At 73.1% G+C, this 12,985-nt stretch carries 13 protein-coding genes; 10 read left to right on the top strand and 3 right to left on the bottom strand.

Annotated elements, in window-relative coordinates; genetic code table 11:
- Nucleotides 1-84 precede the first annotated feature (84 nt).
- From gatC to gatB, 3 genes are all read left to right on the top strand, one after another.
- On the top strand, nucleotides 85-381 hold the full coding sequence (gatC, locus tag EEW87_RS06685; RefSeq protein ID WP_123093322.1) for an Asp-tRNA(Asn)/Glu-tRNA(Gln) amidotransferase subunit GatC: 297 nt from the start codon (nucleotides 85-87) through the stop codon (nucleotides 379-381).
- Between the two features lie 74 nt (nucleotides 382-455).
- Entirely contained in the window at nucleotides 456-1,982 is a 1,527-nt protein-coding gene (gene gatA, locus EEW87_RS06680; RefSeq protein WP_123093321.1) for an Asp-tRNA(Asn)/Glu-tRNA(Gln) amidotransferase subunit GatA, read from the top strand.
- A gap of 1 nt (nucleotide 1,983) precedes the next feature.
- The gene (gene gatB / locus EEW87_RS06675) at nucleotides 1,984-3,537 is read left to right on the top strand and encodes an Asp-tRNA(Asn)/Glu-tRNA(Gln) amidotransferase subunit GatB (protein ID WP_123093320.1); all 1,554 of its coding nucleotides are present in this window, start codon (nucleotides 1,984-1,986) and stop codon (nucleotides 3,535-3,537) included.
- A gap of 66 nt (nucleotides 3,538-3,603) precedes the next feature.
- Here the strand turns inward: gatB and EEW87_RS06670 are convergent, their stop codons facing one another.
- On the bottom strand, nucleotides 3,604-4,221 hold the full coding sequence (locus EEW87_RS06670; protein WP_123093319.1) for a hypothetical protein: 618 nt from the start codon (nucleotides 4,219-4,221) through the stop codon (nucleotides 3,604-3,606).
- A 116-nt stretch (nucleotides 4,222-4,337) separates the two neighbouring features.
- On the opposite strand from EEW87_RS06670, the gene EEW87_RS06665 reads away from it, so the two are divergent.
- The 3 genes from EEW87_RS06665 to EEW87_RS06655 all read left to right on the top strand — a co-directional run bounded on the left by EEW87_RS06665 (nucleotide 4,338) and on the right by EEW87_RS06655 (nucleotide 6,365).
- On the top strand, nucleotides 4,338-5,258 hold the full coding sequence (locus tag EEW87_RS06665) for a 2-hydroxyacid dehydrogenase (RefSeq protein WP_123093318.1): 921 nt from the start codon (nucleotides 4,338-4,340) through the stop codon (nucleotides 5,256-5,258).
- A gap of 38 nt (nucleotides 5,259-5,296) precedes the next feature.
- Complete coding sequence (locus EEW87_RS06660) at nucleotides 5,297-5,818, top strand: SixA phosphatase family protein (RefSeq protein WP_123093317.1); 522 nt, start codon at nucleotides 5,297-5,299, stop codon at nucleotides 5,816-5,818.
- 97 nt (nucleotides 5,819-5,915) lie between these two features.
- Entirely contained in the window at nucleotides 5,916-6,365 is a 450-nt protein-coding gene (locus EEW87_RS06655; RefSeq protein WP_123093316.1) for a DUF4189 domain-containing protein, read from the top strand.
- 86 nt (nucleotides 6,366-6,451) lie between these two features.
- Here the strand turns inward: EEW87_RS06655 and EEW87_RS06650 are convergent, their stop codons facing one another.
- Nucleotides 6,452-7,372 carry a GNAT family N-acetyltransferase gene (locus EEW87_RS06650; RefSeq protein WP_123093315.1) on the bottom strand — a complete coding sequence of 307 codons (921 nt, stop codon included), beginning with the start codon at nucleotides 7,370-7,372 and terminating at the stop codon, nucleotides 6,452-6,454.
- 341 nt (nucleotides 7,373-7,713) lie between these two features.
- On the opposite strand from EEW87_RS06650, the gene EEW87_RS06645 reads away from it, so the two are divergent.
- The 3 genes from EEW87_RS06645 (at nucleotide 7,714) to ilvC (ending at nucleotide 11,243) form a co-directional block, all read left to right on the top strand.
- Nucleotides 7,714-9,618, top strand: coding sequence for an acetolactate synthase large subunit (locus tag EEW87_RS06645; RefSeq protein ID WP_123093314.1), 1,905 nt, complete (start codon nucleotides 7,714-7,716; stop codon nucleotides 9,616-9,618).
- 10 nt (nucleotides 9,619-9,628) lie between these two features.
- Nucleotides 9,629-10,141, top strand: a complete 513-nt coding sequence (gene ilvN / locus EEW87_RS06640; RefSeq protein ID WP_068274490.1) for an acetolactate synthase small subunit — start codon at nucleotides 9,629-9,631, stop codon at nucleotides 10,139-10,141.
- Nucleotides 10,142-10,217: 76 nt separating this feature from the next.
- Nucleotides 10,218-11,243, top strand: a complete 1,026-nt coding sequence (ilvC, locus tag EEW87_RS06635) for a ketol-acid reductoisomerase (RefSeq protein ID WP_123093313.1) — start codon at nucleotides 10,218-10,220, stop codon at nucleotides 11,241-11,243.
- Between the two features lie 90 nt (nucleotides 11,244-11,333).
- Here the strand turns inward: ilvC and EEW87_RS06630 are convergent, their stop codons facing one another.
- Nucleotides 11,334-12,092 (bottom strand): SDR family oxidoreductase, encoded by a 759-nt coding sequence (locus EEW87_RS06630; RefSeq protein WP_163562390.1) that lies wholly within the window; start codon nucleotides 12,090-12,092, stop codon nucleotides 11,334-11,336.
- Between EEW87_RS06630 and EEW87_RS06625 the strand changes: the two genes are divergently transcribed.
- Entirely contained in the window at nucleotides 12,091-12,585 is a 495-nt protein-coding gene (locus tag EEW87_RS06625; RefSeq protein WP_225985155.1) for a DedA family protein, read from the top strand. The two genes, EEW87_RS06630 and EEW87_RS06625, sit on opposite strands and share 2 nt — an antisense overlap.
- The last annotated feature ends 400 nt before the right edge of the window (nucleotides 12,586-12,985 follow it).

Below are 12,985 nucleotides of genomic sequence, written 5' to 3'. Positions count from 1 at the left end.
GCCGCGGCCTCGTCGTCCCGGCCCCGGGTCGGGGGCGGCCGGGAGGTGGACGGGCCAGCCGCAGCGGTCCGTAGACTGGCCGCCATGTCCGACCTCACCCGCGACGACGTCGCCCACCTCGCCTCCCTGGCCCGGATCGAGCTCGAGCCGCAGGAGCTGGACCGGCTCGTCAGCGACCTCGACACCGTGCTCAGCCACGTCGCGCAGGTGCAGCAGGCGCCCACCGAGGGCGTCGAGCCGATGAGCCACCCCATGCCGCTCGTCAACGTCACCCGCCCCGACGAGGTCCGCCCCTCCCTCACGCCGGAGGAGGCGCTCGCCGCCGCCCCGCTGGCCGAGGAGCAGCGCTTCTCCGTCCCGCGCATCCTCACCGAGGACTGAGCGCCGCCGACGGGGGCGGCCACGCCCCCTTCGCACCCCGAGCCCGCCGCGACACCCGCCCCGAAGGACCGAACTTGAGCGACATCACCCGGCTGACCGCCGCCGCCCTGGCCGACTCCCTCGCCTCCGGAGAGATCTCCTCCGTCGAGGCGACCCGCGCCCACCTCGACCGCATCGACGCCGTCGACGAGTCGGTGCACGCCTACCTCCACGTCGCCGGCGCGGTGGCGATGGAGCAGGCCCAGCAGGTCGACGACCGCCGGGCGAAGGGGGAGTCCCTCCACCGTCTCGCCGGCGTCCCGATCGCGGTCAAGGACGTCATGACGACGATCGGCATGCCGACGACGTGCGGCAGCCGGATGCTCGAGGGCTGGGAGCCGCCGTACGACGCGACCGTCGTGCGCCGACTCAAGGACGCGGGCCTGCCGATCCTCGGCAAGACGAACATGGACGAGTTCGCGATGGGCTCGTCCACCGAGCACTCCGCCTACGGCGTCACCCGCAACCCCTGGGACCTCGAGCGCGTGCCCGGCGGGTCCGGCGGCGGCTCGAGCGCCGTCGTCGCCTCCTTCCAGGCGCCGCTCGCGACGGGCACCGACACCGGTGGCTCGATCCGCCAGCCGGCCGCCGTCACCGGCAGCGTCGGGGTCAAGCCGACGTACGGCGGGGTCTCGCGCTACGGCCTCGTCGCGCTCGCCTCCTCGCTCGACCAGGCCGGCCCGTGCGCCCGCACCGTCCTCGACACCGCGCTGCTCCACGAGGTCATGGCCGGCCACGACCCGATGGACTCGACGTCGATCGACGCCCCGGTGCCCGCGGTCGTCGCCGCCGCCGAGCGCGCCGACGTCTCCGGCATGCGCATCGGCATCATCCGCGAGCTCACCGGCGAGGGCTTCCAGCCCGGCGTCCAGGCCCGCTTCGACGAGGCCGTCCAGCACCTCGTCGACGCCGGCGCCGAGGTCGTCGAGGTCTCGTGCCCGAGCTTCACCTACGCGCTCGCCGCCTACTACCTCATCCTCCCGAGCGAGGCGAGCAGCAACCTCGCGAAGTTCGACGCCATGCGCTACGGCCTGCGCGTCGGCCCGAAGGGGGTTGACGCCCCCTCCGCCGAGCAGGTCATGGCGGCCAGCCGGGACGCCGGCTTCGGCGACGAGGTCAAGCGCCGCATCATCCTGGGCACCTACGCCCTCTCCTCGGGCTACTACGACGCGTACTACGGCAGCGCCCAGAAGGTGCGCCGCCTCATCGCCGACGACTTCGCGAAGGCCTTCGAGAGCGCCGACGTCCTCGTCAGCCCCACCGCCCCGACGACGGCCTTCCGCTTCGGCGAGAAGACCGACGACCCGATGGCGATGTACCGCGGCGACATCGCGACGATCCCGGCCAACCTCGCCGGTCTGCCGGGCATGTCCCTGCCGAGCGGCCTGGCCGACGAGGACGGCCTGCCCGCCGGTCTCCAGGTGCTCGCGCCCGCCATGGCCGACGACCGCCTCTACTCCGTCGGGGCCGCGCTCGAGCAGCGTCTCGTCGCGCAGTGGGGCGGCCACCTCCTCGACCGCGCCCCGGCCCTGACCGGCACGACCACCACCCAGGGAGCCTGAGATGAGCACCACCCGCGCCGACGCCGTCCTCGGCTACGACGAGGCCCTCGGCGTCTACGACCCGGTCATGGGCCTCGAGGTCCACGTCGAGCTCGGCACCGCGACGAAGATGTTCTGCGGCTGCGCGACGACCTTCGGCGCCGAGCCCAACACCCAGGTCTGCCCGGTCTGCCTCGGCCTGCCCGGCGCCCTGCCGGTCGTCAACGCCACGGCCGTCGAGTCGGCGATCCGGATCGGTCTGGCGCTGCACTGCTCCATCGCGCCGTGGAGCCGCTTCGCCCGGAAGAACTACTTCTACCCGGACATGCCGAAGAACTTCCAGACCTCGCAGTACGACGAGCCGATCTGCTTCGACGGCTACCTCGACGTCGAGCTCGACGGCGGCGAGGTCTACCGCGTCGAGATCGAGCGCGCGCACATGGAGGAGGACACCGGCAAGAGCTGGCACGTCGGCGGCTCCACCGGTCGCATCCACGGTGCCGAGTACTCGCTCGTCGACTACAACCGCGCCGGCATCCCCCTCATCGAGATCGTCACCAAGCCGCTCGTCGGTGCGGGGGAGCGCGCGCCCGAGGTGGCCCGCGCCTACGTCGCCGCGCTGCGCGACCTGCTGCGCGCCCTCGACGTCTCGGACGTGAAGATGGAGCAGGGCTCGATGCGCTGCGACGTCAACCTCTCGCTGCGCGCGAAGGCCGGCGACGACGCCCGCTCGCCCGAGCAGCTCGCCGTGCCGCTCGGCACCCGCTCGGAGACCAAGAACGTCAACTCTCTGCGCTCCGTCGAGCGCGCCGTGCGGTACGAGATCTGCCGCCACGCGGCCGTGCTCGAGTCCGGCGGCTCGATCGTGCAGGAGACGCGTCACTGGCACGAGGACACCGGCATGACGACCTCGGGCCGCGAGAAGTCCGACGCCGAGGACTACCGCTACTTCCCCGAGCCCGACCTCGTGCCCGTCGCCCCCGACGACGCGTGGGTCGAGCAGCTGCGCGGCACCCTGCCCGAGCCGCCGGCCCAGCGCCGCAAGCGCCTGCAGGAGCAGTGGGGCTACTCCGACCTCGAGATGCGCGACGTCCTCAACGCCGGCGCGCTCGAGATCGTCGAGGCGACCGTCGCGGCGGGTGCGACCCCGCAGGCGGCCCGCAAGTGGTGGCTCGGCGAGCCGTCCCGCCGGGCCAACGGCGAGGGGGTCGACCTCGTGACCTACGCCGGTCAGGTCGGTCTGCTCCCGGCGCACGTCGCCGAGCTCGAGTCGCTCGTCGCCTCCGGTCGCCTCAACGACAAGATGGCCCGCCAGGTCCTCGAGGGCGTCCTCGACGGCGAAGGGGGACCGACCCAGGTCGCCGACGCCCGGGGCCTCGAGCTCGTCCAGGACGACGGTGCGCTCGAGGCGGCCGTCGACACCGTCATCGCCGCCAACCCCGACATCGCCGACAAGATCCGCGCCGGCAAGGTGCAGGCCGCCGGCGCGCTCATCGGCCAGGTGATGAAGGAGATGCGCGGCCAGGCCGACGCCGGCCGGGCCCGCGAGATCATCCTCTCCCGCCTCGGCGCCTGAGCGACGCAGCGCCCGAAGGGGGCCGCCCGGGATCACCCGGGCGGCCCCCTTCGCGCGTCCTCGCGGTCAGGCCGGTCCGTAGCCGCCGATGTAGCCCTCCTGCTTCGCGCCGGTGAGGATCGGGCGCCCGGACAACGAGCCGGAGACGGTCGCCTCGCGCCAGAAGGAGTAGAAGGTCCCGTCGCCGTCGTCGGTCACCGGTCCGCTGGCGTAGAGGGTGAAGTCCGGCTCGATCGGCCAGCGATCGGTGCCGCGGCGCCCGACGATGAGGCCCTCTTGCTTCGCAGAGAGGCCGGTAGAGCTGACCCGGCCGACCTTCTGCCGCTCGAAGTTCTCGAAGGTCATCGTCTGACGGTGCACGCACCGCGACGACGCCCACGTCGGGCTGACGCTCGCGCCGGCCGGGCAGTAGTAGGAGCGCATCGACCCGCTGACGACGCCGTTGTCCGTCGTCAGCTTGACCTGGTGCCGGTTGCCCCGGATCGGCGGGCCGAACTCGTTCTGGAAGCCCCCGCCGAGCACGACCCAGCTCGTCGCGTAGCGGTGGTCGGTCGTCGGGGTGATGTCGCGCCCGGCGCCCCGCGGGTCCGGGGCGGCGCTGCTCGGCACGGCGCTCGCCGCGGCGAGGAGGGCCGCCCCTGCGAGGACGGCCGCGGAGCGGGCGAGATGACGCTGTCGGTGCATGATGGGTCCCTGCTCTCGTGCTCGTCGGCGCCGACGGCTCCAGCGCCGTCCTCATAGGGACCCACCACAGGCCCGCGCTGTCCATGAGCAGAAGTACTCAACCTAGACTCGCCGCCATGGTGACCGTCTCCTTCCCCGACCAGTCCTGGCTCGACGACGTCGGCCCGGTCGACGGGATCACGCCCGTCGTCTGGGACCCGGAGGGCCCGGTGCCCGACGAGGACGTCGAGGTCTTCGTCGCGCCGTACATGGGCGGCGCGCGCAGCGTCGAGCCGGTCGCGCAGAAGCCGTCGGTCCGCCTCGTCCAGCTCTTCTCCGCCGGGTACGAGGACGTCCTTCCCGTCCTGCCGAAGGGGGTGGCGCTGGCCAACGGCGCGGGGGTCCACGACGACTCGACCGCGGAGCTGGCCGTGGGTCTGGCCCTGGCCTCCCTGCGCGGCATCGACGACGCGGCCCGCGACATGACGAGCGGCAGCTGGACCGCCCACCGCCGCGAGCGCCGCTCGCTCGCCGACAGCCGGGTCCTGCTCCTCGGCTACGGCTCGATCGGCCGCGCGATCACCCGGCGGCTCGCCCCCTTCGAGGTCTCGGTCACCGCGGTGGCCTCCCGGGCCCGCGCCGGCGACGACCTCGTCGACAGCGTCCACGGCGTCGACGAGCTGCCCGAGCTGCTGCCGCAGCACGACGTCGTCGTCGTCATCGTGCCGCTGACCGACGCCACGGCGGGGCTGCTCGGTGACGAGCTGCTCGGCGCGCTGCCGGACGGCGCGCTCGTCGTCAACGTCGCCCGCGGACCCGTCCTCGACACCGACGCGGTGCTGCGCCACGCAGGGAGGATCTCCTTCGCGCTCGACGTCACCGACCCCGAGCCGCTGCCCGCCGACCACCCGCTGTGGTCCGCGCCGGGCGTGCTCGTCACGCCGCACGTCGGTGGGATGAGCACCGCCTTCCGGCCCCGCGGGGTGCGTCTGCTGCGCGAGCAGCTGCGCGCTCTCGGCGCCGGTGAGGACCCGATCAACGTCGTGGGGCACGGCTGACCCTGGCGAGCAGGCCCCGATGAGAGTTGACTAGCGCCATGACACGGGCAGCGGAGTCCAAGACGATCGTGCTGGTGCGTCACGCCGAGGCGGCCGCTGCCCCGCCAGGAGGCCAGGACGCCGAGCGGGCCCTCACCGAGCAGGGGCAGGAGCGCGCTGAGGACTTCGGGCGCTGGCTGCGGGCGCACGGCATGGGGTGCGACGAGGTCATCACCTCGCCGGCCGCCCGCGCGCGGCAGACCGTCGAGGCGATCGCCTGCGGCGGCTGCGCCGAGGCCGAGGTGCAGGTCGAGCGGCGGCTCTACGAGGGCGAGGTCGACGACGTCCTGCAGGTGCTGCGTGAGTCGACACCCGACGCCGAGCTCGTCCTCGTCGTCGGTCACGCGCCGACCGTGCCGGCCGCGGTGAGCCTGCTCGCCGACGGCGAGGGTGCCGACGCGGCGCACGAGGCGCTCTCGCTCGGCTTCCCGCCCGGTGCTGCGGCGGTGCTGCGCTACCAGGGGCAGTGGAGCGACCTCAGCTTCGGCGCCGCCTCCCTCGAGGACTTCCGCACCCCGTGACGAGCGGGGAGTGCTCCCCGTCGTAGCCAGGCCCCCCAGCCGATAGCCTCCGTGTGCGGCGACCGGCCGCACCACGTCACAGGGGAAGAAAGTGAACATGAAGACGATGATCCGGGGCGCTGCTGTCGCCCTCGCCGCCGTGGGCCTGACCGCCGCGACCGCCCTGCCCTCCACCTCGGCGCCGAGCGACGAGAGCCGCCGCGTCTACTACGGCGCGATCGCGATGAACACCCGCACGCTCGACGTCGGCTACATCAACGACTACGGCAGCTCGACCCTGGCGAAGCAGTACGCGCTCAACCGCTGCAAGAAGAACACGCAGTACTCGAGCAACGACGGCTACTGCAAGAACATCGTCGCCGTCCGCAACGGCTGCGCCGCCGTCGCGGTGAAGTACGACAGCAAGAACCGTCCGGTCCGCTACGGCTACGGCACGGACTTCGCGAAGTGGCCTGCCGTCCGCGAGGCCCAGCGCCAGGCCCAGGGCAGCTCCTCTGCCGGCACGGTCAAGACCCGCATCTACCTGTGCACGACGCGCTACTACTGAGCAACGCATCGACACCACGGTCTGCGTGACCTGACGAGCAGCGGCGGTCGACCTCACGGTCGGCCGCCGCTGCTGTACGTGGCGGGTCAGCCGGCGTCGAGCTCGAGGTGACGCCACGTCGAGGTGACGTGCATCCCGATGTGCTCGTAGAGGCCGAGCGCCCCGGTGCGCGAGTCGGTCGACAGCTGCCCGACGGGGAGCCCGCGCTCACGGCCGGCGGCGTAGGCCACCCCGAGCAGCGCCGCACCGAGACCGCGACCGCGGTGCTCGCGGTCGACGGCGAGCTCGTGGACGAAGGCGACGTCGCCCTCGGCCCCCGTGACGATCGCGACGCCGACCACCTGGCCGGACCCGTCGCGCGCGACCTGCAGGTGCCACGGCGCGGCGTCGTCACGCTCGACGAAGAAGGCGCGCCAGTCCTCGTAGCCGACCGGCCGGCGCCCCTCCCACTCCCCGAAGGCGGTCTCGACGACCCGGTGCACGTCGGGCAGCTCCTCGGCCCGGGCCAGCCCGAGCTCGTAGCCGCTCGGCACCCCCGTGGGTACCGGGCTGTCGGCGGGCAGCTCGAGGATCCACGCGTCGTAGGTCGCCCGCCCGCCCGCGTCGACGAGGAGCTCCTCGGCGGTGCTGCCCACGGGCACGCTCTGCCCGTGGGTGGTGCCGCCGTCGCGCGCCACCGTGCGACGGGCCCAGGCGAGCAGGGCAGTCCCGATGCCCTGACCGCGGTGGTCGGGGTGCACGGCGAGCAGGCCGGTGTCGCTCGGCCGCAGGAAGCCCCCGGCGACGAGCGTCTCGCCGCGGTAGACCCCGATCGAGCGGCGCGCGAGGTCGAGGCTCGGCCCGCGCCACTCGGCCGAGACGTCCGCGTCCTCGATGAGCGCCTCGCCGGCGTCGAGCGCCTCGGTCGCCCGGACGAGCGTGACGAAGGGGGAGACGTCCGCCGCGGTGAAGGGGCGGGCGGCGAGGCCCTCGGGCAGGGCGATGTCGAGGGTGGGTGAGGCGTCCATCCCCGAAGGCTCGCGCACCCGCCCGCCCCTGTCACCCGGTTATCGGGTCGAGCCCCCGTGGTGGCGGTCGAGGTGCGACGAGCGCAGCGAGGAGCCTCGAGACCTCTCCCTTCGCTCCAGCGATTGTCCACGATGTGGTCCCCTCTGTCTCGAAGTTTGACACCGCGGCGAGGCCGGGAGGACAGTGCTCCCGTGGCCATCACCCTCGTACTTCACCGGCGCGCTGCCTGAGCGACTCGCTCGACCGCAGCGCGCGCCCTTCATGTCCTCGCCCCAGGACTGGAGGGTTTTTTCATGGGGCGGATGATGGTCCGGACCGACACGAGAAGTGGAGCCAAGCCGTGAGCGACAGCGCGACCCAGTCGTCGACGCCGCCTGCACCCAGCCCGGCGAGCATCGCTCGTCAGGCGCAGGCCGCGCACCCCCCTGCCCCCGTCCCGGTGACGGGCGCCCAGAGCCTCGTGCTCTCGCTCGAGTCGGTCGGTGCGGAGGTCGTCTTCGGCATCCCCGGCGGTGCGATCCTCCCGGCCTACGACCCGCTCATGGACTCGGTGAAGGTCCGCCACATCCTCGTGCGCCACGAGCAGGGCGCCGGCCACGCCGCCGAGGGCTACGCCACCGCGACCGGCAAGGTCGGCGTGTGCATGGCCACCTCCGGCCCGGGCGCGACGAACCTCGTGACGGCCATCGCCGACGCCTACATGGACTCCGTGCCGATGGTCGCCATCACCGGTCAGGTGGCCTCGGCCGCGATCGGGACGGACGCCTTCCAGGAGGCCGACATCCGCGGCATCACCATGCCGATCACCAAGCACAACTACCTCGTGACCGACGCCGCGGAGATCCCGCGCGTCATCGCCGAGGCCTTCCACGTCGCGAGCACCGGCCGACCCGGCCCGGTCCTCGTCGACATCGCCAAGGACGCCCTGCAGGCCCGCACCACCTTCGCCTGGCCCCCGCAGGTCGACCTGCCCGGCTACCACCCGGTGACCAAGCCGCACGCGAAGCAGATCCGCGAGGCGGCCAAGCTCATCGCGGCCAGCCGCCAGCCCGTGCTCTACGTCGGTGGCGGCGTCATCCGCGCCGGGGCCCACGAGGAGCTCGCCGCGCTCGTCGAGGCGACCGGCATCCCCGTCGTCACGACCCTCATGGCGCGCGGCGCCTTCCCCGACCAGCACCCGCTGCACCTCGGCATGCCGGGCATGCACGGGTCGGTCGCCGCGGTGACCGCGCTCCAGCGCGCCGACCTGCTCATCACCCTCGGCGCCCGCTTCGACGACCGGGTCACCGGCCAGCTGAGCTCCTTCGCCCCGGACGCGAAGGTCATCCACGCCGACATCGACCCGGCCGAGATCGGCAAGAACCGGATCGCCGACGTGCCGATCGTCGGTGACGCGAAGGCGATCATCGCCGAGCTCACCGCCGCCGTCGCCGCCTCCGAGGCCCCCCGCCCCGACCTGTCGGGCTGGGTGCGCCGCACTCAGGGCTGGGCGCGCAGCTACCCGGTCGGCTACACCCCGAGCGAGGACCCGGGCGCCCTCGCCCCCCAGCTCGTCATCGAGACGATCGGGCGCATCGCCGGCCCCGAGGCCGTCTACGCCGCGGGCGTGGGCCAGCACCAGATGTGGGCCGCTCAGTTCATCGACTACGAGCGCCCCGGCAGCTGGCTCAACTCCGGCGGCGCCGGGACGATGGGCTACTCCGTGCCGGCGGCCATGGGCGCGAAGGTCGGCCAGCCCGACCGCGTCGTGTGGGCGATCGACGGCGACGGCTGCTTCCAGATGACCAACCAGGAGCTCGCGACCTGCGTCATCAACGACATCCCGATCAAGGTCGCGATCATCAACAACTCGAGCCTGGGCATGGTCCGGCAGTGGCAGTCGCTCTTCTACGACAAGCGCTACTCCAACACCGACCTGCACACCTCGGTCGGCAGCCGGGTGCCCGACTTCGTCAAGCTCGCCGACGCCTACGGCTGCGTCGGGCTGCGCTGCGAGCGCCCGGAGGACGTCGAGGAGACGATCCGCCAGGCGATGGCGATCAACGACCGCCCGGTCGTCGTCGACTTCGTCGTCGAGCGCGACGCGATGGTGTGGCCGATGGTGCCCGCCGGGGTGAGCAACGACGCGATCCAGATCGCCCGCGACGCCGCGCCCCAGTGGGACCGCGAGGACTCCGACGCCGTCGAGCAGTCGACCGACGCCGACCACAGCAGCCAGACCTCCACCGCCGACCAGGACGCGTGAGGAGCCGAGCATGAGCAGCAAGCACACCCTGTCGGTCCTCGTCCAGGACAAGCCCGGCGTCCTCGCCCGCATCTCCGCGCTCTTCTCGCGGCGCGGCTTCAACATCGACAGCCTCGCCGTCGGCCCGACCGAGCAGCCCGACGTGTCGCGGATGACCGTCGTCGTCGAGGTCGAGCAGCTGCCGCTGGAGCAGGTGACCAAGCAGCTCAACAAGCTCGTCGAGGTGCTCAAGGTCGTCGAGCTCGACCCGCTCGCCTCCGTCGACCGCGAGCTGCTCCTCGTCAAGGTCCGCGCGGACGCGAGCAGTCGCAGCGCGATCCTCGAGACCACCCAGCTCTTCAAGGCGCGCATCCTCGACGTCACCGCCGACGCCCTGACCATCGAGTCGACGGGCAACGCCGAGAAGCACCGCGCGATGCTCGAGATCCTCGACCCGTACGGCGTCAAGGAGATCGTCAAGTCCGGCATGGTCGCCATCGGCCGGGGCGGACGCTCGATCACCGACCGCGGCGGGCGGCACTGACCCTCGGGTGACGGTCCCCACCCGTCACCCGCACCCCCAGACCGAACCACACCGAAGCTGAAGGAGAGGCCCACCAATGGCCGAGATGTACTACGACGACGACGCGGACCTGTCGATCATCCAGGGGCGCAAGGTGGCCGTCATCGGCTACGGCTCTCAGGGCCACGCCCACGCGCTCAACCTGCGCGACTCCGGCGTCGACGTCCGCGTCGGCCTCCAGGAGGGCAGCAAGAGCCGCGCCAAGGCGCAGGACGAGGGCCTGCGGGTCGTCACCCCGGCCGAGGCGGTGGAGGAGGCCGACGTCATCGTCATCCTCACCCCCGACCAGGTGCAGCGTCACGTCTACGCGCAGGACATCGAGCCGGGCCTGACCGAGGGCGACGCCCTCGTCTTCGGCCACGGCTTCAACATCCGCTTCGGCTACATCCAGCCGCCGAAGGGGGTCGACGTCATCCTCGTCGCGCCCAAGGCGCCGGGCCACACCGTGCGTCGTGAGTACGTCGCCGGCCGCGGCATCCCCGACATCATCGCCGTCGAGCAGGACGCCTCGGGCAGCGCCTGGGACCTCGCCAAGTCCTACGCGAAGGGCATCGGCGGCACCCGCGCCGGCGTCATCAAGACGACCTTCACCGAGGAGACCGAGACCGACCTCTTCGGCGAGCAGGCCGTGCTCTGCGGTGGCATGAGCCACCTCGTGCAGGCCGGCTTCGAGACCCTCACCGAGGCGGGCTACCAGCCGGAGATCGCCTACTTCGAGGTGCTCCACGAGCTCAAGCTCATCGTCGACCTCATGTGGGAGGGCGGCATCGCCAAGCAGCGCTGGTCGATCTCCGACACCGCCGAGTACGGCGACTACGTCTCGGGCCCGCGCGTCGTCGACGACCGGGTCAAGGAGTCGATGCGCGGCATCCTCGCCGACATCCAGGACGGCACCTTCGCCCAGCGCTTCATCGACGACCAGGACAACGGTGCCGTCGAGTTCGCCCGCCTGCGCGAGCAGGAGGCCGGTCACCCCATCGAGGCCACCGGCAAGGACCTGCGCGCCCACTTCGCGTGGAAGCAGAGCGACGACGACTACACCGAGGGCTCGGCCGCGCGCTGACCCCCTTCGGCGCCGCCGACGACGCCGGCTACCGCCCCGTACTGGTCGTGATGACGACCGGTACGGGGCGGTGGCGCGTCACGGGGGGAGTCAGCGGGGCCGCGCGGCGAGCCAGGTCGCGAAGGGGGTGCCGCCCACCTCGGCGCCCGGGCCGGCGAGGATGCCGCCCTGCGGCCCGAAGGCACGCATCGTCGCCCCGAGGGGCGGCAGCGCGAGGAGCCGGGGCGGACGTCGCCCGTCGTGCGCGGCGAGCAGCCGCTCGATCTCGCCGAGGTCGAGCACGTCGGGACCGGCGAGGTCGGGGCCCGGCCGCGGGCCGTCCGGTGCCTCCCCGGTCGCCAGCTGCGCCATCCGCCGCCCGACCCACGACAGCTCCACGGGCTGCACCCGCATCCCGCGCACGCCGAGCGCGAGCGGCCCGAGGCGCAGCGCGCGCCCGATCTGGGCGGCGAAGGGGTGGAACTGCGTCGCCCGCACGACCGTCGCGGGCAGGCCGGAGGCGAGGACGAGCTCGTCGGCCGTGCGCTTGGCCCGGTAGTACGGGTATGGCACCCGCTCGCAGCCGACGATCGAGATCGTCACGACGTGCGGGGTGCCCGCCCGGCGGGCCGCGTCGAGCACCGCCCGCGTCCCGCCGACCGTCATCGAGCGCCACCGCCGCGGGCTCGTCGTGTCGGCGGTGTGGACCACCGCCTCCGCGCCCGTGAGGAGGGGGTCGAGACCGGTGCCGGCCTCGAGGTCGACGCCGGTGCGCCGGCTGGCGACGACGGCCTCGTGGCCGTCCTGCTCGAGGTGGTGGACGACCTGGCTGCCGAGGGCGCCGAGCCCTCCGGTGACGACGACGCGCATGCCCGTCAGCATGCCCGAGCCCACGACGTACCGTGGCCGGGTGGAGGAGATGATGCGCGACTGGCCCGTGGGCCTGGCCTTCGTCGTCCTCCTCGTCGCGGCCCTGGTGCGCGGGTCGGCCACCTACGCGATCGGTCGGGGTGCCCGCTCGGCGGCTGCGCGCCGCTCCGGCGCCGACCGGCCGGGCCCGACAATGGCGCGGGCCGAGCGTCTCGTGCGCCGGGTCGGCCCGCCGGCCGTGAGCCTGGGCTTCCTCACCGTCGGGCTGCAGAGCGCGATCAACCTCAGCGCGGGGGCGATGCGCATGCCGCTCTCCCGCTTCGCCCCGGCGCTCGTCGTCGGCGCGACGCTGTGGGCGACGGTCTACACGACGATCGGCTTCGCGGTCATCGAGGCGACGCTCGGCCGGGGCTCGTGGTGGCTCCTCGGGGCCGTCCTCGTCGTGGCGGCCGTCGTGCTCGCCGGGCGTGCGCTGCGCCGCCGCGCTCGCTGACCGGGGTGGACGAGACGACCGTCACGTCCACCTGCTGGACACGGGGTCCACGACGTGGACATCGCAGGCGTAGCCTCGACGCAGGCGACGTGACCGGGCCGGCGGAGACCCCGCACATCCCACGTCCGCGCACCCCCACCGGGGACCGCGCCGTCGCCGCCCACGTACGCACCACCGTCAGGAGCACGTCATGAGTGACGAGGCCACGCAGGCGCGCCGCGCGCTGCAGGAGAGCATGGACCGCCGCGACCAGGGCAGCGACGACTGAGCCTGCCCCGCTCGCGACGACGCAGCCGCCACGGATCCCGTGGCGGCTGCGCCCGTCTCCGCCCGCTGGACGGGTCACCACTTCGCCCGCTCGACGGGACACCCCTTCGCCCACCGCACGACGAGAACTAGG

Origin of the sequence: Janibacter melonis (genome assembly GCF_003721155.3) — a bacterium.
Lineage (GTDB): Bacteria > Actinomycetota > Actinomycetes > Actinomycetales > Dermatophilaceae > Marihabitans > Marihabitans melonis.
The sequence above is the reverse complement of the archived record's forward strand: the minus strand, read 5'-3'. Positions and strand labels throughout refer to the sequence as shown.